The sequence below is a fragment of the Clostridium sp. CTA-19 genome (assembly GCF_054767855.1).
Map to the genome: position 1 here is coordinate 40,509 of NZ_BAAABH010000009.1, position 23,324 is coordinate 63,832.

The window sequence follows — 23,324 nt, forward strand, 5'->3', positions numbered from 1 at the left end:
AAAGGGAGAATTTTTATATGGAAGAGTTAATTTTAAAAGGTAAAAAAGCAAAAGAAGCTTCGTACATATTATCAAATATTTCAACAAATAAAAAAAATGAAGCATTAAATGAAATGTCAAAAGCATTATTAGAAAATGTTAGTGAAATAATATCAGCAAATAAAATTGACATAGAAAATGCAAAAAGTAAGGGAACATCAGAAGCAATGCTAGATAGATTGCTTTTAAATGAAGATAGAATTAAAGGAATGAGTAAAGGTTTAAAGCAAGTAGCAAGTCTAGAAGATCCAGTAGGAGAAGTAAGTTCTATAATAACTAGACCAAATGGATTACAAATAGGTAAGAAAAGAGTTCCACTTGGTGTGATAGGAATAATATACGAAGCAAGGCCAAATGTAACTTGTGATGCAGTAGGATTATGTATAAAATCAGGTAATGTAACAATATTAAGAGGTGGTAGTGAGGCTATAAATTCTAATAAAAAAATCATACAAGCATTAAAAAAAGCATTAGAAAAAACTCAGTTGCCAACAGAATGTATTCAATTGATAGAAGATACAAGCAGAGAAACTGTTAAAAGTATGATGAAATTAAATGAATATATAGATGTGTTGATACCAAGAGGGGGAGCAGGATTAATAAAGTCAGTGGTAGAAAATGCAACAGTACCAGTAATAGAGACAGGAACAGGAAATTGCCATGTTTATGTTGATGAAAATAGTGACTTAGAAATGGCAAAAGAAATAGTTATAAATGCAAAAACTAGTAGACCAGCAGTTTGTAATGCTGAAGAAAAGTTGCTTGTTCATGAAAATATAGCAAAAGAGTTTATTTCAGTAATAGTAGAAGAATTAAGAAAAAGAAAAGTAGAAGTTAGAGGAGATGAAAAATCTATAGCAGTAGTAAATGATATAATACAAGCTAATGAAGATGATTATTATAAAGAGTATCTAGATTATATAATTTGTATAAAGATAGTGAAAAACATAGATGAAGCTATAAGTCACATAAACAAATATGGATCAGGACATTCTGAGGTTATAGTAACAAATGATTACCAAAATACTCAAAAATTTCATCAGCAAGTAGATGCAGCGGCAGTTTATGTAAATGCATCTACTAGATTCACTGATGGAGAGGAATTTGGGTTTGGGGCAGAAATAGGTATAAGCACTCAAAAGTTACATGCAAGAGGACCGATGGGGCTTAAAGAACTCACTACTAATAAGTATATAATATTTGGAAATGGTCAAATAAGATAATATTTATAATTAAAATTAAATTGACTTTTCTAACAGTATTGTATTGTGAAAGCAATATTGATATAATAAAATAAGCAAAGTTTATATAGACTTGCTTTGATTGTTATAATTTGATTGTTATAAATTGTAAGTTGATTTTATATTTAAACTAAAAATAACTAATTTCATTTATATCTTAAATATTTTTTAATAGGAGAAGAGAGATATGAAAGAATTTAGTATTAACACAAATGTTTATTTTGGAGAAGGTTCTTTAGATAGACTAAATGAAATTAAAAATAAGAAAGTATTAATTGTATGTGATAAGTTCATGGAAACTTCAGGGACAGCTGCAAAAATACAAGGAAAACTTGATAATTGCGAAGTAGCTATATATAGTGATATTGTACCTGATCCATCTTTAGAGGTTGTTGCTGCTGGTATTCAAAAGTTACAAAGCTGTAATGCACAAGTTCTTATAGCTCTTGGTGGAGGATCATCAATTGACGGAGCTAAGGCTATTAGAGAATATGCAAAAAAAGTTACTGGAGGGGTTTGCTCAATAGAAGAATTCTATGCTATACCTACTACAAGTGGTACAGGCTCAGAAGTAACAGAGTATGCAGTAATTACGAATAAACAAGAAGGATTAAAATACGCACTTGCAGATAAATCTCTTCTTGCAGATTATGCTATACTTGATCCAGAACTAGTAAAAACTGTACCTAAAGCTATAACTGCTGATACAGGAATGGATGTAATTACACATGCTATAGAGGCGTATGTTGCAAATGATGCTACTGATTTTTCAGATGCACTTGCAGAAAAAGCTTTAACTTTAGCTTTCAGATTTTTACCACAAGCTTATCTTGATGGAAATGATATAGTAGCAAGAGAAAAACTTCATAATGCATCATGCCTTGCAGGTATGGCTTTTAATGCAGCTGGACTTGGAATTACTCATAGTTTAGCTCATGCTTTAGGTGGAAAATTACATATTTCTCATGGAAGAAGTAATGCAATGATACTTCCTCATGTTATTGAATATAATGCTAATTTAAATAAAGATACTTTTAAAGTTGAATATAGTATAGCAGCTAAAAAATATCAAAGACTTGCAAAATTATTGAAACTACATGCACCAAATGTACATATTGGCGTTAATAATTTAATTAAAAGTATTGTAGAACTTCAAAATACATTAATGATTCCCAAAACATTAAAAGAGCAAGGTACTGATATGAATTTAGCTCAAACATTAAAAGAAGAAATTGTTAATGCAGCTCTTAAGGATATTTGTACAACAGCAAATCCTAGAGAAACAACAAGTGAAGAGTTATTAATGGTTTTAGATAAAATTTTTGAATAAAATATCGTTTTTTAAACCACTCATTAATGAGTGGTTTTTTTATCTGTTTTGCAAAATGTGAAAAATTTAGTTAAAATAAAATATAATTAAAAAATAATGATAAAAAATGTATTCAATTTAAGAAAATTAAATTTAGATTTTAAAACATATGTATTTAAACAACTAAAACTATTAACTTTTAACTAAAATAAGCTTTAAACTAAAGCGATATGTTAATTAGAAGTAAAATTAAATTTGAAATTATATAATGACTTTAACATATTTTAATAGATAAAAGTCTATTGTGAATTCTTAATTTTGACGGCAAAATATGTGATGAAAATAGATTTTATTTTAAAAATACAAATAAGCGTTTATAGGATTCCAAGGCTATTTTAAAAATTGTCCATTCCAAAACTTGGATACCTAAATAGTGCTAGATGATCCAAATCACTTACAATTCAACACTTTATCTTGTATGAAAATATTTTAAGATTATTGAATAAATTTGAGCTTGTTTTCCTATAACATACTGAGTATCTTAATTTTTAAATGGATTAAAAGTAAATATGTAAATTAAAAATGCCATATATAGGAAACAAATGGAAGGAGTTTCTTCTTTACAGTTATGTTGAGAATAAGTAATATTATTTATAAGGAGAATGCTATCCTTTTATAATTTCTATTATTTTAAATTATATTTTAAGGTTTGACATTGTCCATTAATTATTTATAGGGTTCCAAGTTGACTTTTAAAATTATCCATTCCAAAACTTGGATACCTAAAATAGTGAGACATGCTCTGAATCACTTAGAATTCAACACTACATTTTGTATGAAAATATTTTAAAGTTGTTGAATAAATTTAAATTGGAGCTTGTTTCCCTATAGAACTACCAAACTATATTTATAATAGATATACATAATTAAGTATTTATAATTCTCATCAAAAGCATATTCTTATCATCAAGAAATCTGTGTATTTAAAAATTCAATTCTATTAAAAAATTTTTTATTATATGAATTAAGTTTTTAAAACCATAGTCATCCTTATAATTTTTGGTAACATCATAATTTTAAAATTCATCTAAATTACTTATTATTAAAAGAAATTTGTCTTATAATTATAAGTTTATTAGCTGTAAGTAGTTGTATTAAACACATAACAAAAATAGAAAGTTTTAAATAAAGATTATAGAGAAATTACTTAGGTATTTTAATAAATATAAGTTTAGGACGAATATTTTGAAAATTACAAAGAGTTCTTATCTCTGTTAAATAAATTTAAAATATTAATAAACATTGTAAATATAAAATTAATTTTCTTAAATAATAAGGATTCCTCTATTAATTTGTAATTTGGATTGTTAAATATTAGACATTTAGTTGAGGAAATTCTTTTTGATAAAGTTTTCAAAGTCTTAAAGTCTATCAAGTTTAGATTTTAAAAAGGCTAAAAATATTATAAAAAAGGTGGTCTTAGTATGGGAGAAGAATTATATTCAATAGGAAAAGTTGGAGAAATATGTCAAATAACTACTAAAGCATTAAGATATTATGACAAAATGGGAATATTATCTCCAGATAAAGTAGCCAATGAAAGTGGCTATAGATACTATAGCAAGAAAAATTTATTAGCTGTACCTATGATAAAGTATTATAAACAAAGTGGATTTAAACTTGAGGAAATGAGAGAGTTTTTAAAAGGGACAACCTATGACTTCTTTGATAAAAGGTTTAGAAAAAAAATTGATGAATTAGATGAACTTGAGAAAGAGATAAATTTAAAAAAAAGATCAGTTAAAGATTGGCATGATTTAATAGTTGAGGCACAGATGGTAATTGAAAATAATGCTTGTGATGTGGCTGTAAAATACATAGATAGTCGTACTTTAACTTTTTTAAATCAAGGTTTTAAATACGATTATATGGATTCAATAATAAATATAGAATTTAACAATTATATAGATGATATGAATAATGCAGTAACAGGACCTGTAATTATATGTTTCCCATCATTTAAAAATAAAATTAATGGGAAGTGCAATAATATACGAATAATGCAACAGACAATTTTAAAGTGTAAAGAGGAAGTAAGTGTAGAATTTGGTGGCTGGATGGCTGTTGCTTGCTATCATATAGGAGCTCATGAAACAATTAATGAAACCTATATGAAAATGCAAGAGTGGGCGAAAAATCATAATTATATATGCTGCGAAGAATCCTATGAAAGATATGTAACAGATTATTGGACAACCAAAAACACAGATAAATTTGTAACAGAAATTTTAATTAAAATTAAGAGAAAAATTTAGTTTTAGCATGTTGAAAACGTTGACCCTAGGGGAAGGTATAGAAGGGGATTGAGAGTGAACATATAAAAATTCATAATATTATTAAATGAAAAAATTTATTTATTTTTAAAATTAAATTGAATTAATGATATATTTATTGTTTTCTACAAAAGAAAATTATGGTTATAGTTATCATGTTAAAAACTGATATAGCTGACATTGTGAATGTTTTATAATTGTTTATTAATTTGGAAGTGAAGTTAAATTAATAATATTTTTAATTTTGTTTAAATGTTTTTAATAATTATATATTGACTTTACCCCAAAGGGAAAGGACTATAATTTATTTGAGAATAAAATACTTACAAGGTATGAAATGAAAAGTTGTTTGAGAGTTTAAAAATAAAATGTCCAAAATTATAACAATCACAAAAATATTAATCTATTAAGGTTAAGTTTGAAAGAGTATATATTTTATTAATTATATAAAATTTATTATTTATTGAAAGGAGTTTTATTTTATGTATGAAGTTTCAAAAGCAGTAAGTGTAGAAGCAATTGCTGCAAAAAAGAAATTATCAAGTAATTTCTTTAAAAAGGGTGTATCCCTAGCTTTATTTTCAGGACTTGCCTATGGATTATACACTGCATTTCTAACGATGGGTATGACTAAAGGAGTTTGGGGGGACTGGTATGGTGTTAATACAGCAGGCTTATCAGCATTTGTTGTAGCATACTTACTTGCAGCACTTGGTAATGCGATAAATGATACGTGCAGTGCTATCTGGGCCCTTTCATATGCCGTAGTTAAAGGTAAATTTGGCGATTTTTTAAGATGTATTAATACAAGACCGGGACGTGTTATGATAATAGCTGCTCTTATTGGAGGACCAATAGCTGGTACTTCGTATGTTATAGCTCTTCAAATGGCCGGTTCGATAGTTGTTCCAATATCAGCTCTTTGTCCTGCTATTGCTGCTATATTAGGTAAAGTTTTATATAAACAGGAATTAAATAAACGTATGGCTTTTGGTATTGCAGTCTGTGTGTGTGCTAGTTTTTTAATTGGTAGTACAGGCTTTAGTGGCGGTGCTTCAAAAAATACTATTATTGGTATTTCAATAGCAATAATTGCAGCTCTAGGATGGGGATTTGAAGGTTGTGTAGCTGGATATGGTACAGCTATGATTGATCCTGAAATTGGAATTTGCATTCGTCAAGTAACATCAGGTATAGCAAATCTATTTATCTTAGTTCCAATCTTTGGAGTACTTGCTGGTGGAATAAATATTTCTGCAGATCTTGCTGTACAAGCATTCACAAGTGGACCTGCAATGATATGGTTTGCTTTAAGTGGTCTCTTATCATTCATGACATTTATGACATGGTATGCTGCAAACAGTAAGTGTGGAGCAGGACTTGGTACTGCATGTAATGGTACATATTCATTCTTTGGACCGTTATTCTGCTTATTAGTACTAGGAGTATACGGTGGAATGGATGGATGGTCATTACCTTCAGTTGCTTGGGTTGGAGCTGTAATAATGATGTTTGGTATACTTACAATATCTATGAATCCACTTGATTTATTTAGAAGAAAAAAAGAGGAGGTTTAATATAGATGAAACCACTTAACTATGCAATCTTAAAATACTTTACTAAAGTTGAAGAAGCTTGTGCTGATGATGTTATAGATGCATTAAAAGGCGAGTATGGAAATTTTAAGGCGTTTAATAAAAAATCTATAATTAATGCTTTAATGACAGCTGAAGCCAATGGACTTGTTGAAGAAACAAGAATTGATTTAGACAAAAATAAAGAGTTAAGAGTTTATTATCATGCACATGAAGAAGGGGCTGCTACAATTAATAAATTTATTAAAGATTAATTTTTAGCATTAACAAAAGTTAAATGATTTAGAAATCTCTTAAATTTATAGTTAAGTAATTATTTTAGTAAATATTATTTAAAAAATTATTCTTAATTACATATTTTAGAATAAAATTATTAGAAAATTTTTACTATAAAAAATATTATTACTTTTTATAAAAAGGTAAGAAATCTAATAAACATATACAACAAACCAAAAAATACATATAAACATAAAAAAACATATAAAAGTTGTGTGATTTAGCGGAAAATGTACAAGCTAAAATCAAGAAGGAGGACTTATCAATGAGATATTATGGAAATGAGGCATTAGGTCTTGTAGAAACAATAGGGTTAGTTCCTGCACTTCATGCTGCAGACCAAATGCTTAAAGCAGCAAATGTTGAGCTGATTTCATATGAAAATATTGGATCTACTCTTGTAACAATCATGGTAAAAGGTGATGTTGGAGCAGTAAAATCTGCAGTAGAAGCAGGTGCTAAAGCAGCAGCATCAATTGGAACTTTAACAGCACACAATGTTATGCCACGTCCTATCAGACCAGTTGGCGATATTGTTTCAGTACACGATATTGATTTATAAGATATAGAAAGGAAATGATATACATATGGCTAGATATGAAGCTTTAGGGCTAGTTGAGACTTTTGGTTTAGTTTTTGCTTTAGAAGCAGCAGATGCAATGTGTAAAGCATCCAATGTTGAACTTGAAGGATATGCAAATGTTGCATCAGGTTATATAACTGTATTAGTTCGTGGGGACGTTGGAGCTTGTAAAGCAGCAGTAGATGCTGGTGTTGCAGCAGTTGAAGCAATGGAAGGTGCAAATCTTTATAGTTCAATGGTTATTCCAAGACCACACCAAGATATTGAAAAAATAATAAAACGTTATGAGCTTGTAAATCTTATAGCTGAGTAAAAGTAAAATTTTTTCTAAGGAGAGGGGGGGAGAAAATGAATATTATAGATAATGATTTACTCTCCATTCAAGAAGCGAGAATTCTTGTTGAAAATGCTTATGAGGCACAAAAAAAATTAGCGACTTTCCCACAAGAAAAACTTGATGAGATAGTTGAACGTATGGCTGAAGAAGTTGAAAAACATTTAAAGGAACTTGCAAAAATGTCTAATGAAGAAACTGAATATGGAAAGTGGGAAGATAAATATATTAAAAATCGCTTTGTATGTAAGTATCTAAAAAATAGACTTAAAGGCATGAATTGTGTAGGGGTAATTAATAAAGATAAAGAAAATAGCACAATGGATGTTGGAGTTCCAATGGGGGTTATTATAGCCTTTTGTCCAGCTACAAGTCCTGTTTCTACAACAATATATAAAGCGTTAATTGCAATTAAATCAGGGAATGCAATTATATTCTCGCCTCATCCAAGAGCTAAGAATACAATTTTTAAAGTAGTTGATATTTTAATCCGAGCTGCAGAAGGTGTAGGACTTCCAGAAGGTGCTCTTGCATACTTACATACAGTAATGAAAAGTGGTTCATTAGAACTTATGAATCATAAAAGTGCTTCACTTATAATGAATACTGGTGTTCCAGAAATGCTTGATGAAGCCTATAAATCTGGCAAACCAGTAATCTATGGTGGCAATGGTAATGGTCCAGCTTTTATAGAGCGTACTGCTGATATAGAGCAGGCTGTTAAAGATATTATTGTTAGTAAAAACTTCGATTATGGAGTTGTATCTGCTGCAGAGCAATCAATTGTTGTAGATAGTTGTATTGCAAGTGAAGTTAAGAATGAGCTTCAAAAAAATGGTGGATATTTTATGACAGAAGAGGAAGCTGAAAGGTTGGGAGCAATATTCTTTTATAAAGATGGAAGTCTTGACCTAGAGATGGTTGGTAAATCACCACAGTTTTTAGCTAAAAAAGCTGGCTTCACTGTTCCAGAAGATGTGAGGGTACTTATTTGTAAACAAAAATTTGTTTCTCAAAGTAACCCTTATTCAAGAGAAAAACTTTGTCCAGTATTAGCTTTTTATATAGAAGATGACTGGATGCATGCTTGTGAAAAATGTATAGAGTTATTGTTGAGTGAACGACATGGACATACGCTCGTTATACATTCCAAGGATGAAGAAGTTATTCATCAATTTGCATTGAAGAAACCAGTTGGTAGAGTGCTTGTTAATACTTCAGGAACTTTCGGAAGTATGGGAGCTACTACAAATTTATTTCCTTCAATGACTTTAGGAAGTGGGTCTGCAGGTCAAGGAATGACTTCAGATAATGTTTCACCTATGAATTTGATATATGTACGTAAAATTGGATATGGGGTTCGTAAAGTAGATGAAATTGTTAATACAGTAGAGGTTAAAGAGAATTCTTCATATGCAGTTTTAAATAATAATTCAAATGAAAGTGATAACTTCAAATTATTAGAAAGTGTTTTGAAAAAAATTCTAGCTGAATTAAAATAAAAAATATATTTAATATTTAAATAGATTAAAGAATGTGAGGTAATAAAGTGGATATTCGTGAGTTTACAAATAAATTTATGGAAGCTACAAAAAACATGTCTGATGAAGAACGTGCTGGTTTAATGGAAATGTTTAAGAAAGTTTCTAATGATATAACAAAAGAAGAAACAACAACTAATGTTGTATGTGACAATAATGGTGAAATTCCAGATGGAATGACAGAACGTTTAGTTAAATTAAAAGAAAACTATTTAAAGCATGTACCATCAATAACAGTTCACCGTGCAAGAGCTATAACTAAAATGGTAAAAGAAAACCCTGGAATGCCTAAGGCAATTTTACGTGGTAAGTGTTTTAAATATTGTTGTGAAACTGCACCATTAGTAATTCAAGATCATGAGCTTATAGTTGGAGCACCAAACGGAAAGCCTCGTGCTGGAGCATTCTCTCCTGAGATATCTTGGAGATGGTTAGAAGAAGAGATAGATACAATAGGAACTCGTGCACAAGATCCATTCTATTTAGCTGAAGAAGATAAAAAAGTATTACGTGAAGAAATATTTCCATTCTGGAATGGAAAATCAGTTGATGAATATTGTGAAAGCCAATATCGTGAAGCTGGAGTATGGGAACTTTCAGGAGAATCTTTTGTTTCAGATTGTTCATATCACGCATTAAATGGAGGAGGAGACTCTAACCCAGGATATGACGTTATATTAATGAAAAAGGGTATGCTTGACATAATAAAAGAAGCAGAAGAAAAATTAACAGGACTTAGCTACGAAGTACCAGAAGATATAGAGAAAATTTACTTCTACAAATCATTAATAGATACTGCAGAAGGGGTTATGATATATGCTAAACGTATGTCAGAGTATGCTGCACAGTTAGCTGCAAAAGAAACTAACCCTAAGCGTAAAGCTGAACTTTTAAAAATATCTGAAGTAAATGCAAAAGTTCCAGCTCACAAACCAACTAATTACTGGGAAGCAATACAAGCAGTTTGGACTATAGAATCACTACTTGTAGTTGAAGAAAACCAAACAGGTATGTCTATAGGACGTGTTGACCAATATATGTATGAATTCTACAAAAACGATATAGAATCAGGACGTATGAATGATTTTGAGGCATTTGAATTATCAGGTTGTATGCTTATAAAAATGTCTGAAATGATGTGGCTAACAAGCGAAGGTGCATCTAAATTCTTTGCAGGTTACCAACCATTCGTTAACATGTGTTTAGGTGGAGTTACAAGAGAAGGTCGTGACGCTACAAACGAGTTAACATATCTTTTAATGGATGCAGTTCGTCACGTTAAAATATATCAACCAACTTTAGCTTGTCGTATACATAAAGCATCACCACACAAATATCTTAAGAAGATTGTTGAAGTTATTCGTGCAGGTATGGGATTCCCAGCATGTCACTTCGATGATGTTCATATAAAAATGATGTTAGCAAAAGGAGTTTCTATAGAAGATGCAAGAGATTACTGTTTAATGGGATGCGTAGAGCCTCAAAAATCAGGAAGATTATATCAATGGACTTCTACAGGATATACTCAATGGCCAATATGTATAGAACTTGTTCTTAATCATGGTGTACCACTATGGTATGGTAAACAAGTATGTCCAGATATGGGAGATTTAAATAACTTCAAAACTTATGAGCAATTTGAAGCAGCTGTTAAAGAGCAAATTAAATATATTACTAAATGGACAAGTGTTGCTACAGTAATTTCTCAACGTGTTCACAGAGATCTTGCACCAAAACCACTTATGTCTATGATGTATGAAGGATGTATGGAAAATGGTAGAGGTGTAGAAGCAGGCGGAGCTATGTACAACTTTGGACCAGGAGTTGTATGGAGTGGTTTAGCTACTTATGCAGATTCTATGGCAGCTATAAAGAAATTAGTATTTGAAGAAAAAAAATATACTTTACAAGAAATGAACGAAGCATTAAAATGTGATTTCGTTGGATATGAAAGATTAAGAAAAGATTGTTTAGAAGCACCTAAATACGGTAATGATGATGACTACGCAGATTATATTGCTGCTGACCTAATCAACTTTACTGAACAAGAGCATCGTAAATATAAAACATTATATTCAGTGCTTAGCCACGGTACTTTATCAATCTCAAATAATACTCCATTTGGACAAATGACTGGAGCTACTGCAAATGGACGTAGAGCATGGATGCCATTATCAGATGGTATAAGTCCATCACAAGGAGCAGATTATAAAGGACCTACTGCTATAATAAAATCTGTTTCTAAAATGTCTTGTGAAGATATGAACATAGGAATGGTTCATAACTTCAAGTTAATATCTGGTCTTTTAGATACAAAAGAAGGAGAGCAAGGAATAATAACATTATTACGTAGTGCGTGTGCTCTTCAACTTGGAGAAATGCAGTTTAACTACTTAGATAACCAAACTTTAATAGAGGCACAAAAACACCCAGAGCAATATCGTGACTTAATCGTTCGTGTTGCTGGATATAGTGCATTCTTTGTTGAGTTATGTAAAGATGTTCAAGATGAAATAATCAGTAGAACTATGCTTACACATTTCTAATAAAACTTAAAGTTTAAAAATAGAAACTAGTTAGATTAGATTTTATAAAGTCTGTAATCTACAGAATTATTCTGTAGATTATAGATTTCAATTAAGACATATATTAAAAATCAAAGTAAATGAAACTGGAGAATGAAGAATATGAGTAATGGAAAATTAGGTGTAATTGAACGTAAAGCGACGATTTTTAATATACAAAAATATAATATGTATGATGGAGATGGAATAAGAACTCTAGTATTTTTTCAAGGGTGCCCACTTCGCTGTAAATGGTGTGCAAATCCTGAAGGAATGATAAAAAAACATAGAGTTATGTTTAAAAGTAATTTATGTGTTAATTGTGGAGCTTGCGTTTCTGCTTGCCCTGTTGGAATACATAGCATCTCTAATGAAACTTTAAAGCATGAAGTTAATCGTGATATTGACTGTATCGGATGTGGTAAATGTAAGAGTGCTTGTCTTAAATCTGCAATATCAATAGTTGGAGAAGTAAAAACTATTTCTGAACTTTTAGAAATTGTAGAAGAAGATAGAACTTTTTATGAAATGTCTGGTGGTGGAGTTACATTAGGTGGTGGTGAAGTTTTAATGCAGCCTGAAGCAGCATGTAGTTTACTTATGGCATGTAAGCAAGAAGGCATAAACACTGCAATTGAAACTTGTGGTTATGCAAAACTAGAATCAGTACTTAAGGCTGCTGAATTCACAGATTTATTCCTATTTGACATTAAACATATTGATTCTGAGAGACACTTTCAGTTAACAGGTGTGAGAAATGAACAGATTTTAGAAAATCTTAAAGAACTTCTTCGTCGCAAATACAATGTAAAAATTCGTATGCCTTTATTAAAAGGTGTAAATGATTCTCAAGAAGATATTGAAAAAGTTATGGAACTTTTAGAACCATATAAAGATTATAAGAATTTTAGAGGAGTTGATTTACTTCCGTATCATAAAATGGGGGTAAATAAATACAACCAACTAGGAATTGAATATCCTATAAAGGATGACCCAAGTTTGAAAAGTGAAGATTTAGATAGAATAGAAGGATGGATTAAAAAATACGATTTACCTGTAGAAGTAATCCGCCATTAATTTAAATAGATAATAAGATGGGAGGTAAGGTTTATGGAAAATTCACTTGATAGAAATATACAGCGTATTATACAAGAGTCAGTTCCAGGAAAACAGATTACCATAGCTCATGTTATTGCATCACCTATGACTGATATATATGACCGTCTAGGGATTGATGAAAAAGGAGCAATAGGTATTTTAACCCTTTCTCCATATGAAAGTGCCATAATTGCAGCAGATGTTGCCACAAAAGTTGCAGATGTTAAAATTGGATTCCTTGATCGTTTTACAGGTTCAGTTGTAATAAATGGAGATGTTCAAAGTGTTGAAACAGCACTTGAGGCAGTGAATAATACATTAAGAGATATGCTTGGATTTACTCCAGCTATTATTACAAGAACATGAAGAAAAAGCGCATAATGGTAATTGGTCCTTCAAGATGTGGAAAAACTACATTAATTAATGCATTGAATGATTATGAAGGTCCTTTAAGACGAACACAGGATTTGCTTTATGGCAAAAATACCATTGATGTTCCAGGAGCTTATGTAGAAAATGCATGGATGTACAAGCATATAATTGCAACAGCTCAAGATGCATCTCATGTGCTTATGTTGATTGATCAATCTAATTGTACTGAAATGTATTCCCCTGGATTTGCAAAGTGTTTTAGATGTCCAGTAATTGGGGTTATAACAAAATGTGACTTATCATCTGAAAATGAAGAGAAATGTTTGCAACAGTTAAAGGATATAGGTATATCAGAGCCGTATTTTCATATTAGTTTTCCTATGGGAACAGGAATTGATGCTTTAAAGAAGTATTTATTTGAAAAAGGTGAGGAGTAAAGGTCAATGATGAAATTTATTACTGAAGAGTATTTAAGAGATTTATACAGAAAAGAACCTTTTAATACCTACAATTTACAACAGGGACAGCGCCTTACACCTGGAGCAGCTCAATATTTGTCTGATAAGAGAATAGAAATAAATGATAAGGCTTTAAAAGTAAAGAAGAAAGTTTCTCAAAACAAACAGACTGAAAGTAAACAGACTGAAAGTAAACAGACTGAAAGTAAACAGACTGAAATAGTAAAGCAAGTGAGAAACAGTGATCTGAATTTAAAGAAGAAGCTTTGTTACAAGTTGAAATCTATAGAGGCAATATTTCTTGTTACTGGTAGTGAAATATTAAGAGAAGATATTTTTTTAGCACAAAACATTATAATCTTGGGCAGGAAAATATCAAATATTAGAAATGTTGTGAATGGAAAAGGTACTCTTGAGACTATTAGTTGTAAAGCGTGCAGTGGAATGAATTCATCAAATTTCATAACTGAGCTTGATGATTGTTTTGAAATAACAGAATTTCATATGCAGCTTAAAAAAAGCAATGTGATTTTGAAAATGCACACACTTCGTTGTGCTTTACAGGAATTGCAGTTTGAGATAGTTGAGATATACAACAATGATGATGATTTAAAAAATAAAATTATAGAGAATTTTAATTCAATAATTAATTCGCTATCTCAGTTGATTTGTTCGGCAGTAGGAGGAAAAGAATGTCAGAGAAAAGAATAAACTTCGAACGTTGTGATGATTTTGTTAGAAAGTTTGAAGAAGTTATAGAAAAACCAATTGTTAATGAATCTTCGGTTTATTATACAGGAGTAGACTTAGGTACCGCTTGTGTGGTGTTAGCGGTTTTAGATGAAAATTATGAGCCTGTTGCAGGTGCATATAGATATGCAGATGTAGTTCGTGACGGTATGGTTGTTGACTATATTGGGGCAGTAAAAATTGTCAGAGAACTTAAGCAGGAAATCGAAGAAAAATTAAATACTGAGCTTCTTTATGCAGCTGCTGCAATTCCACCTGGAACAGATTCTTTAGATTCTGGAGCAATCAAAAATGTAGTTCAGGCTGCAGGATTTGAATTGACATGTCTTTTAGATGAGCCTACTGCTGCAAATGCTGTACTTAAAATTGAAAATGGTGCCGTTGTAGATATCGGTGGTGGAACAACTGGAATATCAGTTTTAAAAGATGGAAAAGTTGTTTATGTTGTTGATGAACCTACAGGGGGAACTCATTTTTCATTAGTTATTTCAGGGGCATATAAAATGCCATTTAAAGAAGCAGATAAATTTAAAAGAGATAATAAAAATCATAAAGAAATTTTACCATTACTAAGACCAGTAGTTGAAAAGGTAGCATCAATTATTAATCATAATATTAAGGATTATGATGTTAATGAAATTTCTTTAGTAGGTGGTACCTGTTGTTTGACAGGAATTGAAGAGATTATAGATAAAAATACTGGAGTATATACTCATAAGCCTAAAAATCCTATGTTTGTTACGCCACTTGGGATAGCATTAAGTTGTACACAAGATATTATTGAATAATAAGGGGAGTGTTTAAAAGTGGATTTTAGAATTATAAAATCACCTTCCAATAGCACTAAAGATATTCTTAAAAGACGAATGAGTGGAATTTGTAAAACAGAGCTAGATAGTGTTGATGCAATAGGACTTGTTCAAGGTAAACTTATTGATATGATTTATGTCGCAGATGTTGCTGAGAAAGCTGTTGGCGTTACCGTTGAAGATATAAGGGGTACATGTCCACAACACATGGTTTTACTTGGTATTTTTGGTGACACATCATCAGTTGAAGCTGCAATGAAGGAGATTCAACTGAAAATGAAAGAGGGAAAATAATATGATAATAGCAAGACTTATTGATAATGTATGGGCTACTAGAAAAGCAGATTCACTTAGTGGACTCAAATTTATGCTTGCTGAAGAAATTAGTGGAACCAATGAAGGCCGTAGATTTGTCGTTGTTGACATTATCAGTGCAGGCATTGGGGATAGGGTTATAGTTAGTACTGGATCAGCTGCACGTAGAATGCTAGGTGATGATAATATTCCAGTAGATGCAGTTGTAGTTGGAATAGTTGATAGTGATTGTAATTTAGATTAGAGCACAATCTTTTTTAAAATAATTAAAGGTTTTTAGGATTGGTATATATACTAAGATTATTTGAAAGGATGTGAAAATATGAAAAAATTAATCTGTGCAAAAGATATTGAGGAGTTAATAGTAAGTGGAAAAAAAGCTTTCTATATAGATGGTAGTGAGATAATCACACCATCAGCTAAAGAACTTGCAATAAATAATCAAATAGAATTCACTACAGAAGTTTCTAAGCCTAAAGCACAGCAATTAGAAGTAAAAAAAGCTCCAAGTATAGAAGGCATGGACAGTGAGATGTTACTTAACTTTTTTAGAGCTTTAATGGACAAAGGTCTTTTACAAGAATTACTTGAATGCTTAAAGCCAAAGAACCTTTTGTTTGATGCTGAATGTGACCCTAGCGGACTTAAGGTTGTTAGAGGAAATACAGTAAAAATGGATGTATTTGACACTGGGGATTCAAATGTAAGAGCTTATTTTCAAGAGTTAGTAAGTAAAAAAGAATCAAAAATGAGTGCTGGATTTTTAGTTATTGAAAACTCAAAGTTTGATTGGGAATTAACTTACGAGGAAATTGATTATGTTATAGAGGGAACTTTAACAGTTGAAATCAATGGAAAAACATATACAGCTTATCCTGGAGATGTACTATTCGTACCATCAGGTTCTAAAGTAGTTTGGGGTTCACCGGACAAAGCTAGAGTGTTTTATACAACATATCCAGCAAACTGGGCTGATCTTTTATAGAAGACTAGGAGGATAAACCTATGCAAGCACTTGGTTTTATAGAAACAAGAGGTTTACTTACAGCTATTGAGGCTGCTGATACAATGGCAAAATCGGCAGATGTAAGTATTGTTGAAAAAACTTATGTAGGTGGTGGTCTTGTTACAATTGTAGTTACAGGTGATGTAGGTGCAGTGAAAGCAGCTATAGAGGCTGGTGGAGCAGCTGTTAAAAATATTGATGAAGAATCTTTAATTTCAGAGCACGTAATTCCAAGACCACATGAGGAATTGGAAAGTATAATAGGACCTAACACTTCAAAAGAAATTTTGGAAGTTCCATCATCTAATAAAGAAGATGGTTTAAAAGAAATAGAAAAAACAGAAGAAAAAATCACAGCAAATGTAGAAGATACTGAAGAACATGTAGAGAAAGCTGAAAAAGCAGAAATGCATGAAGATAAACTAGAAGAACAGTTAGAAAAAAATCAAGAGATTTTAGAAACTGATTCAGATAAACTACATAAAATGAGTTTACAAAATTTACATAAAGATGACATAGATAATTTAATAAATAAAGATGGTATAGAAAAAACTATTTTAATGTTATCTAAGCTAAAGGTTGTTAAACTTAGAAATTTAGCTCGTGAATATGATGATTTTGTAATTAGGGGCAGAGCAATTTCAAAAGCTGACAAAAATTTATTAATTACAAAATTTAAAACATATTATGAGAAAAATTAGCTAGAGTGATATTTACGAAAGGAATGAAAGTACCATGGAAAATTTTGATAAGGACTTATATTCAATACAAGAAGCAAGAAATCTTGCTAGACTTGGAAAAATAGCAGCTAATAAAATTGCTGATTACACTGAAGAACAAATTGATAAGATTTTACGTAATATGGTTAGAGTTGCAGAAGAAAATGCTGCTTGTTTAGCACAAATGGCAGTTGAGGACACAGGTTTTGGTAAAGTTGAAGATAAAACTTTCAAAAATCATTTAGCATCTACTATACTATATGATTCAATAAAAGATATGAAAACTATCGGTATAATTGGAGAAGATGAGGTAAATAAAGTTATAGAAGTTGCTGATCCAGTTGGTTTAGTTATGGGAATAGTTCCTTCAACAAACCCAACATCTACTGCAATTTATAAATCAATGATAGCTATAAAATCTCGTAATGCTATAGTGTTTTCACCACACCCATCTGCAGCAAGATGTACAATTAAAGCAGCTCAATTAATGAATGATGCAGCTGTTGAAGCTGGTGCACCAGAAAACATTGTAAGTGTAGTACATACTCCAACAATTGCAGCTACTAACGAATTAATGAAATGCAAAGAAGTTGCTATAATAATAGCTACAGGTGGTCCAGGAATGGTTAAAGCTGCTTATAGTGCAGGAAAACCAGCTCTTGGTGTTGGTGCAGGAAACTCTCCAGCATATATTGAAAAAACAGCTAATATCGAAAAAGCTGTTAGAAATATTATGGCAAGTAAAACTTTCGATAATGGTACAATTTGTGCATCAGAACAATCAATAGTATGTGAAGAATGTAACTGCGACGCAGTTGTTGCAGAGTTCAAAAAACAAGGTGGATACTTCATGACTGAAGAAGAAACTAATAAAGTTTGTAAATTATTATTCAAAAACGGACATGCTATGAATGCTAAATTTGTTGGAAGAAGCCCACAAGTTATTGCAACTGCAGCAGGAATATCAATTCCAGAAGGAACAAAAGTACTTATAGGAAAGCAAAACGGAGTAGGCGAAGGAAATCCTTTATCATATGAAAAACTTACAACAGTTTTAGGATGCTATACTGTAAAAGATAGCAAAGAAGCATATGAGTTAAGTTGCGAATTACTTCAAAACGGAATTGGACATACAATGAGTATACATACTGAGGATAGAGCTATTGTTATGAAATTCTCAGGGGTACCAGCATCTCGTATTCTTATAAACACTGGTGGAACACAAGGTGGAACAGGTGCAAGTACAGGACTTAATCCTGCATTTACTTTAGGCTGTGGAACTTGGGGCGGAAGCTCAACATCTGAAAATGTTACTCCAGAGCACTTAATAAATATAAAGAGAGTTACTTATGGTTTAAAAGATTGCGCAACATTAGCATCTAATGACCCAACTTTCAATTGTATAAAAACTGCAGAAAACTGTCATGGTGTTCAAAATCAATTTATTAATATGAGCCCAGCTCAAATTGCAGCAGCAGCAGAAGTTTTAAATAAAGTTAATGATTCAGTTAAAAATACTAATAATTGTACTGAATGTAGTAGCGAAGCTAAGAATGAAAGCGGAAAAAATGAAGAACTTTTAGACTTAGTTAATCAAATAATTGCTACTATGAAGGGGAACAACTAATGGAAAATTACGAAGAATTACTAAAGGTTTTATTAGAAGCTGTGAAGGATAAAGGATCAAATGCTGTAATTACTGGAAATTCATCTGAAATTCCAGTAGGTGTTTCTAATAGACATGCACACCTTTCACAAAAAGATATAAATACTCTATTTGGTGAAGGTTATAACCTTACAAAACTTAAAGACTTATCTCAACCTGGACAATATGCATGCAAAGAAACTATCACAATTTGTGGACCAAAAGGTGCAATTGAGAAAATTAGAATTCTTGGACCAGCAAGAAGTAAGTCTCAAATTGAAGTGCTAATGGGAGACTGTATTAAACTTGGTGCAGCACAATATGTAAGACTGTCTGGAGAATTAAGCAAAACAGCTGGAATTACACTAGTTGGACCAAAAGGTTCTGTTCAGCTAGAAGAAGGTTTAATAGTTGCACAAAGACATATCCACATGACACCTGAAGATGCTAAAAATTTAGGCGTGTGTGATGGAGAGATAGTATCAATAAAATTTGATGATTTAAGAGGCGGAACATATAGCAACGTCGCTATTAGAGCTAATGATACTTCAAAGCTTGAATGCCATCTTGACATAGAAGAAGCTAATGCAATGGGCATTAACTCAAAATCAAAAATAACAATAGTAAAATAAGAAAACCACAAGATTAAAATAAGAGTTTATAATTAAAAATAAAATAAAAAAATAACTATATTTAGGAGGATTTTCAAATGAAATACGATGCATTAGGAATGATAGAAACAAAAGGTTTAGTAGGAGCAATAGAAGCAGCAGACGCTATGGTTAAAGCTGCAAATGTATACTTAATAGGTAAAGAATATGTTGGAGGCGGACTTGTAACTGTTATGGTTAGAGGAGATGTTGGAGCTGTTAAAGCTGCTACAGATGCTGGTGCTGCTGCTGCACAACGTGTTGGAGAATTAACATCAGTTCACGTAATACCTCGTCCACATTCTGAGGTTGAAGTAATTCTTCCAACAGCTAAAGAAGCTGTAAAATAGTATTTTAATTAAAATGAAGGAGTTATTGCAAAATTAACTTATAAAAATTAATGGAGCAATAGCTCCTTTTTTTATAAAAATTTAGTTAAATAAAATTAGATTAATTATAAATTAAATAAGGTTTATACTAAATAAAATATAAAAAAACTGTTGACAAATATAAAAATCATATGTAAAATAACGTATTAAATAAAAGAATATTGATTGTAGAGGTCGCGATATTTATAAGTACCAATAATGAGGTAAGCACAATGATTTATTGGAAAAGGAGTTATCGCCGAAGGATATAACTTATGCTTTAAGGTTATATACCTGGGTATGTATAAAATATATGCATAACTGTCACAAGTTTAAATTGTGTTGAGCTACATTTGAGGAATAAATGGTATATTTATATTGATTTTATGTCCCCTTAAGTGTTACTTAAGGGGTTTTTTATATTTAAAAAGATATACACACCCTGTAGCAAAAGCAAAATACCCAAAATTAGGAGGAAACTATTATGAAATTACAAGGAACTATGTTGGTAAAAGAAAATGAATTGTATATAGGGGGTGTAAGTTGTAAAGAACTTAGAGAAAAATATCAAACACCACTTTACGTATTTGATGAAGAGTTAGTTAGAAATAACTGTAGAGAGTATGCAAAACATTTTAGAGTAAATAAAGAAAATAATAGAGTGGCTTATGCAGGTAAAGCATTTTTACCTATATATATGTGTAAGTTAATAAATGAAGAAGGGTTATGTCTTGATGTAGTATCAGGAGGAGAATTATATACAGCATATAAGGCCCAATTCCCTATGGAAAAAATATTATTTCATGGAAATAATAAAACAATAGAAGAAATAAAAATGGGTGTAGAACTAGGAGTTGGAAGATTTGTTGTAGACAACTATTATGAATTAGAATTATTAGAAAAAATTTGTGAAGAAAAAGGTGAAAAACAAGCTGTTTACTTTAGGATAACTCCTGGAATAGAAGCGCACACACATGAATATATAAAAACTGGACAAATTGACTCTAAGTTCGGATTTACATTATCAAATGGAGATTTATATAACGCATTAGAGAAATTAAATAATTATAAAAATATAGAGTTAGTAGGGATACATGCGCATATAGGGTCACAAATATTTGAAGTAGAGCCGTATTTAGATGAAGTTAAAATAATGATGAACTTAGTAAAAGAAATAAAGGAATCCTATAACATAGATATAAAAGAAGTAGATTTAGGTGGAGGGATGGGAGTTTATTATACGGAAGAAGATAAACCGAAAACAATAAAAAAATTCTGTGAAGCGATAATAGAAAAAACAGAGGAAGTATGTAAAAAAATTGATATAAAAGTACCTATTTTAATAATAGAACCAGGAAGGTCAATAGTAGCAAATGGGGGAAGTACAATATATACAGTAGGAGCTATGAAACATATAAAAGGTATAAGAACTTATGTAAGTGTAGATGGTGGAATGACAGATAATATAAGACCCTCCTTATACCAAGCAGGATATGAATGTGCAATTGCTAATAAAATAGGAGAAAAGAGAAAAAACCAAGTTACAATATCAGGTAAGTGTTGTGAAAGTGGTGATATACTTATAACAGATACTAATATTATGGACATTAAAAGTGGAGATATATTAATAGTTTCATCAACTGGTGCATATGGATATTCAATGGCATCAAACTACAATAAAATAACAAAACCAGCAGTAGTATCAGTACAAAATGGAAAAAGCAAATTAATATGTAAAAGACAAAGTTATGAAGATTTATTTAAATTAGAAGTAGTATAGATGATAAAACTAAAATTTTAAAAAGTTATATATTTAAATGAAAGTATTAAATTTTGGCACCCACTAATTATAAAAAAATTTTAAAGATGTTTCTTGGTGAAAGTGAATAATTTTGAAAATGATAAACATAATTAGAAAGGTTTAAAAATAGAAAGTATATTTTTAAACCTTTTGTTTTCTTTAAACATTGTAAATTTTTTTTATAGTATTTAGACCATCTAAAATTTCTTCTTTTGAAAAATTACAATCAATTAACTTGTCTAAGGAAAATTTATTAATTTCTTCGTAAAAAAATAATGCCAATTCTAACAACTCAGGTAATTTGTGAGAGTATACAGCTTCAAATAACAGGTTTTCAGCTTCATTAATTTTGCATTCATTTATATATTTTATAATTGTTAGTCGTAATGCTTGTTCCTCTGTTAGTACAAGGTTATTAGTATTTTCATCAATACTATTTTCCATAGATTGTTTTCCCTTTAACACATAAGCTAATCCTTGTAATGTTGTTTTTATAATTTTCATAATATAATCATTTTCCATTTACAAAACACCTTCTATTCTTACTTATATATATTTACTATTATATCATCAGGTTATAAAAGATGTATTTTAAAAAGATGTTTGTAATAGAATAGGAAAGTTATAAATAGTAATTTGGGGAATTTAATAAATTATAATTAAAAATATAAGTCTGGAAATTTATAATAAATTTTTAGTTATATTTTAAAAGACATATTAGATTAATAAAGTTAATCTAATATGTCTTTTAAAATAGTTATTTGTTTTGAATTATAATCAATAAGCTTTTCATTTTTCATTTTTTTAAGTTCGCGAAATAATGAGGGTCTTTGAACACCTAATTCATCAGCTAATTGTTTTTTTGTAATTGGAAGTTTTATTATGTTAGAGTTTTGTTTTTTAGATTGTGTTTTAAGAAATTCCATAATTCCTTCTCTTAAATTTTTTCTTGAAAAAATAATCATTTTCTTATTTAAATTTAATGAATTATTAGAAATAGCTTTTATGAATTCTATCATAAAAGTATTATTTTCAATAAGGAGTTTAGAAACTACTTCCTTGCTTAAGTGTGCTATTAAACAATCAGTTTTACAATGAATATTAAGGGGATAAAAGGTTCGATCTGAAAATAATAAATTTCCACCTATAATATCGTCTTTGTGGAAGTTAAGCATTGTTAAAGCATTTCCATCCTCACATAAATCATAGCAGTTAAGATTTCCTGATATAATAATATCTAAATTAAAACATGGTTCACATTCGCTATGCAGTATGTGACCTTTTTTATATTGTTTAAAAGTTATTAAATTTGAGTCTATATAATGTTTTAATTGGTTAATTGAAAAATCAGTAAAAAATTTGTGTTTAATTAATTTATTTAAGTACATATTATCTCCCTTTTAAAACTATTTCACAAAAAGAAACATAAGTGTCTATTTCATTTTAAGTATATTATCTATAATGTTATCAAAAGATACAAGTGAAAAATATTTAAATTTATTATATGCAAATATTTTT

24 protein-coding genes and 1 riboswitch are annotated in these 23,324 nt (G+C 30.3%); of the genes, 22 read left to right on the forward strand and 2 right to left on the reverse strand.

What is annotated here, in order from left to right; all coding sequences use genetic code 11:
- The first annotated feature begins 17 nt into the window (after positions 1 to 17).
- From ACYUE0_RS06840 to lysA, 22 genes are all read left to right on the forward strand, one after another.
- Positions 18 to 1,262: a glutamate-5-semialdehyde dehydrogenase gene (locus ACYUE0_RS06840; protein ID WP_460269973.1), complete on the forward strand. Its 1,245-nt coding sequence runs from the start codon at positions 18 to 20 to the stop codon at positions 1,260 to 1,262.
- Between the two features lie 205 nt (positions 1,263 to 1,467).
- On the forward strand, positions 1,468 to 2,610 hold the full coding sequence (locus ACYUE0_RS06845) for a 1-propanol dehydrogenase PduQ (RefSeq protein WP_460269975.1): 1,143 nt from the start codon (positions 1,468 to 1,470) through the stop codon (positions 2,608 to 2,610).
- A 1,463-nt stretch (positions 2,611 to 4,073) separates the two neighbouring features.
- Positions 4,074 to 4,904, forward strand: a complete 831-nt coding sequence (locus ACYUE0_RS06850; RefSeq protein ID WP_460269977.1) for a MerR family transcriptional regulator — start codon at positions 4,074 to 4,076, stop codon at positions 4,902 to 4,904.
- A gap of 500 nt (positions 4,905 to 5,404) precedes the next feature.
- A complete protein-coding gene (locus ACYUE0_RS06855; protein ID WP_460269978.1) occupies positions 5,405 to 6,499 on the forward strand; it encodes a hypothetical protein in 1,095 nt (364 codons plus the stop codon).
- Between the two features lie 5 nt (positions 6,500 to 6,504).
- Positions 6,505 to 6,771 (forward strand): hypothetical protein, encoded by a 267-nt coding sequence (locus ACYUE0_RS06860; protein WP_061994467.1) that lies wholly within the window; start codon positions 6,505 to 6,507, stop codon positions 6,769 to 6,771.
- 287 nt (positions 6,772 to 7,058) lie between these two features.
- Positions 7,059 to 7,355, forward strand: a complete 297-nt coding sequence (locus ACYUE0_RS06865; RefSeq protein ID WP_061994466.1) for a BMC domain-containing protein — start codon at positions 7,059 to 7,061, stop codon at positions 7,353 to 7,355.
- Between the two features lie 25 nt (positions 7,356 to 7,380).
- Positions 7,381 to 7,689, forward strand: coding sequence for a BMC domain-containing protein (locus tag ACYUE0_RS06870; protein WP_010293444.1), 309 nt, complete (start codon positions 7,381 to 7,383; stop codon positions 7,687 to 7,689).
- A gap of 35 nt (positions 7,690 to 7,724) precedes the next feature.
- Complete coding sequence (locus ACYUE0_RS06875; RefSeq protein ID WP_199869539.1) at positions 7,725 to 9,212, forward strand: aldehyde dehydrogenase family protein; 1,488 nt, start codon at positions 7,725 to 7,727, stop codon at positions 9,210 to 9,212.
- A 47-nt stretch (positions 9,213 to 9,259) separates the two neighbouring features.
- The gene (cutC, locus tag ACYUE0_RS06880; protein ID WP_061994464.1) at positions 9,260 to 11,797 is read left to right on the forward strand and encodes a choline trimethylamine-lyase; all 2,538 of its coding nucleotides are present in this window, start codon (positions 9,260 to 9,262) and stop codon (positions 11,795 to 11,797) included.
- Between the two features lie 141 nt (positions 11,798 to 11,938).
- The gene (gene cutD, locus ACYUE0_RS06885) at positions 11,939 to 12,892 is read left to right on the forward strand and encodes a choline TMA-lyase-activating enzyme (protein WP_460269981.1); all 954 of its coding nucleotides are present in this window, start codon (positions 11,939 to 11,941) and stop codon (positions 12,890 to 12,892) included.
- 33 nt (positions 12,893 to 12,925) lie between these two features.
- Complete coding sequence (locus ACYUE0_RS06890; protein WP_010293436.1) at positions 12,926 to 13,279, forward strand: BMC domain-containing protein; 354 nt, start codon at positions 12,926 to 12,928, stop codon at positions 13,277 to 13,279.
- Complete coding sequence (locus tag ACYUE0_RS06895) at positions 13,276 to 13,722, forward strand: EutP/PduV family microcompartment system protein (RefSeq protein WP_460269983.1); 447 nt, start codon at positions 13,276 to 13,278, stop codon at positions 13,720 to 13,722. The genes ACYUE0_RS06890 and ACYUE0_RS06895 overlap by 4 nt, the downstream gene beginning before the upstream one ends.
- A gap of 6 nt (positions 13,723 to 13,728) precedes the next feature.
- The gene (locus ACYUE0_RS06900; protein ID WP_061994461.1) at positions 13,729 to 14,454 is read left to right on the forward strand and encodes a hypothetical protein; all 726 of its coding nucleotides are present in this window, start codon (positions 13,729 to 13,731) and stop codon (positions 14,452 to 14,454) included.
- Positions 14,436 to 15,281: an ethanolamine utilization protein EutJ gene (gene eutJ, locus ACYUE0_RS06905; protein WP_061994460.1), complete on the forward strand. Its 846-nt coding sequence runs from the start codon at positions 14,436 to 14,438 to the stop codon at positions 15,279 to 15,281. The genes ACYUE0_RS06900 and eutJ overlap by 19 nt, the downstream gene beginning before the upstream one ends.
- Before the next feature lie 18 nt (positions 15,282 to 15,299).
- Positions 15,300 to 15,596 carry a BMC domain-containing protein gene (locus ACYUE0_RS06910; RefSeq protein WP_061994459.1) on the forward strand — a complete coding sequence of 99 codons (297 nt, stop codon included), beginning with the start codon at positions 15,300 to 15,302 and terminating at the stop codon, positions 15,594 to 15,596.
- A gap of 1 nt (position 15,597) precedes the next feature.
- Positions 15,598 to 15,861 (forward strand): EutN/CcmL family microcompartment protein, encoded by a 264-nt coding sequence (locus ACYUE0_RS06915; protein WP_010293430.1) that lies wholly within the window; start codon positions 15,598 to 15,600, stop codon positions 15,859 to 15,861.
- A gap of 78 nt (positions 15,862 to 15,939) precedes the next feature.
- Positions 15,940 to 16,602, forward strand: a complete 663-nt coding sequence (locus ACYUE0_RS06920; RefSeq protein WP_061994458.1) for a cupin domain-containing protein — start codon at positions 15,940 to 15,942, stop codon at positions 16,600 to 16,602.
- A 20-nt stretch (positions 16,603 to 16,622) separates the two neighbouring features.
- On the forward strand, positions 16,623 to 17,324 hold the full coding sequence (locus tag ACYUE0_RS06925) for a BMC domain-containing protein (protein WP_199869541.1): 702 nt from the start codon (positions 16,623 to 16,625) through the stop codon (positions 17,322 to 17,324).
- Between the two features lie 34 nt (positions 17,325 to 17,358).
- Entirely contained in the window at positions 17,359 to 18,969 is a 1,611-nt protein-coding gene (locus ACYUE0_RS06930) for an acetaldehyde dehydrogenase (acetylating) (protein ID WP_061994456.1), read from the forward strand.
- Complete coding sequence (locus tag ACYUE0_RS06935) at positions 18,969 to 19,619, forward strand: phosphate propanoyltransferase (RefSeq protein WP_061994455.1); 651 nt, start codon at positions 18,969 to 18,971, stop codon at positions 19,617 to 19,619. Before ACYUE0_RS06930 ends, ACYUE0_RS06935 begins: the two co-directional genes overlap by 1 nt.
- A 77-nt stretch (positions 19,620 to 19,696) precedes the next feature.
- Positions 19,697 to 19,987 (forward strand): ethanolamine utilization microcompartment protein EutM, encoded by a 291-nt coding sequence (eutM, locus tag ACYUE0_RS06940; RefSeq protein ID WP_061994454.1) that lies wholly within the window; start codon positions 19,697 to 19,699, stop codon positions 19,985 to 19,987.
- Between the two features lie 199 nt (positions 19,988 to 20,186).
- Positions 20,187 to 20,363: riboswitch (Lysine riboswitch) on the forward strand.
- 126 nt (positions 20,364 to 20,489) lie between these two features.
- Positions 20,490 to 21,785 carry a diaminopimelate decarboxylase gene (gene lysA / locus ACYUE0_RS06945; RefSeq protein ID WP_460269986.1) on the forward strand — a complete coding sequence of 432 codons (1,296 nt, stop codon included), beginning with the start codon at positions 20,490 to 20,492 and terminating at the stop codon, positions 21,783 to 21,785.
- Positions 21,786 to 21,965: 180 nt separating this feature from the next.
- On the opposite strand, the gene ACYUE0_RS06950 is transcribed toward lysA, so the two are convergent.
- Both ACYUE0_RS06950 and ACYUE0_RS06955 read right to left on the reverse strand, forming a co-directional pair.
- On the reverse strand, positions 21,966 to 22,328 hold the full coding sequence (locus ACYUE0_RS06950; protein WP_460269987.1) for a DUF6483 family protein: 363 nt from the start codon (positions 22,326 to 22,328) through the stop codon (positions 21,966 to 21,968).
- Positions 22,329 to 22,537: 209 nt separating this feature from the next.
- Positions 22,538 to 23,194: a Crp/Fnr family transcriptional regulator gene (locus tag ACYUE0_RS06955; protein WP_460269988.1), complete on the reverse strand. Its 657-nt coding sequence runs from the start codon at positions 23,192 to 23,194 to the stop codon at positions 22,538 to 22,540.
- Positions 23,195 to 23,324: the final 130 nt, after the last annotated feature.

Coding starts and splice junctions, on each gene's coding strand:
- ACYUE0_RS06840 (WP_460269973.1), top strand. CDS start 18: ATGGAAGAGTTAATTTTAAAAGGTAAAAAAGCAAAAGAAGCTTCGTAC.
- ACYUE0_RS06845 (WP_460269975.1), top strand. CDS start 1,468: ATGAAAGAATTTAGTATTAACACAAATGTTTATTTTGGAGAAGGTTCT.
- ACYUE0_RS06850 (WP_460269977.1), top strand. CDS start 4,074: ATGGGAGAAGAATTATATTCAATAGGAAAAGTTGGAGAAATATGTCAA.
- ACYUE0_RS06855 (WP_460269978.1), top strand. CDS start 5,405: ATGTATGAAGTTTCAAAAGCAGTAAGTGTAGAAGCAATTGCTGCAAAA.
- ACYUE0_RS06860 (WP_061994467.1), top strand. CDS start 6,505: ATGAAACCACTTAACTATGCAATCTTAAAATACTTTACTAAAGTTGAA.
- ACYUE0_RS06865 (WP_061994466.1), top strand. CDS start 7,059: ATGAGATATTATGGAAATGAGGCATTAGGTCTTGTAGAAACAATAGGG.
- ACYUE0_RS06870 (WP_010293444.1), top strand. CDS start 7,381: ATGGCTAGATATGAAGCTTTAGGGCTAGTTGAGACTTTTGGTTTAGTT.
- ACYUE0_RS06875 (WP_199869539.1), top strand. CDS start 7,725: ATGAATATTATAGATAATGATTTACTCTCCATTCAAGAAGCGAGAATT.
- cutD (WP_460269981.1), top strand. CDS start 11,939: ATGAGTAATGGAAAATTAGGTGTAATTGAACGTAAAGCGACGATTTTT.
- ACYUE0_RS06890 (WP_010293436.1), top strand. CDS start 12,926: ATGGAAAATTCACTTGATAGAAATATACAGCGTATTATACAAGAGTCA.
- ACYUE0_RS06895 (WP_460269983.1), top strand. CDS start 13,276: ATGAAGAAAAAGCGCATAATGGTAATTGGTCCTTCAAGATGTGGAAAA.
- ACYUE0_RS06900 (WP_061994461.1), top strand. CDS start 13,729: ATGATGAAATTTATTACTGAAGAGTATTTAAGAGATTTATACAGAAAA.
- eutJ (WP_061994460.1), top strand. CDS start 14,436: ATGTCAGAGAAAAGAATAAACTTCGAACGTTGTGATGATTTTGTTAGA.
- ACYUE0_RS06915 (WP_010293430.1), top strand. CDS start 15,598: ATGATAATAGCAAGACTTATTGATAATGTATGGGCTACTAGAAAAGCA.
- ACYUE0_RS06920 (WP_061994458.1), top strand. CDS start 15,940: ATGAAAAAATTAATCTGTGCAAAAGATATTGAGGAGTTAATAGTAAGT.
- ACYUE0_RS06925 (WP_199869541.1), top strand. CDS start 16,623: ATGCAAGCACTTGGTTTTATAGAAACAAGAGGTTTACTTACAGCTATT.
- ACYUE0_RS06930 (WP_061994456.1), top strand. CDS start 17,359: ATGGAAAATTTTGATAAGGACTTATATTCAATACAAGAAGCAAGAAAT.
- ACYUE0_RS06935 (WP_061994455.1), top strand. CDS start 18,969: ATGGAAAATTACGAAGAATTACTAAAGGTTTTATTAGAAGCTGTGAAG.
- eutM (WP_061994454.1), top strand. CDS start 19,697: ATGAAATACGATGCATTAGGAATGATAGAAACAAAAGGTTTAGTAGGA.
- lysA (WP_460269986.1), top strand. CDS start 20,490: ATGAAATTACAAGGAACTATGTTGGTAAAAGAAAATGAATTGTATATA.
- ACYUE0_RS06950 (WP_460269987.1), bottom strand. CDS start 22,328: ATGGAAAATGATTATATTATGAAAATTATAAAAACAACATTACAAGGA.
- ACYUE0_RS06955 (WP_460269988.1), bottom strand. CDS start 23,194: ATGTACTTAAATAAATTAATTAAACACAAATTTTTTACTGATTTTTCA.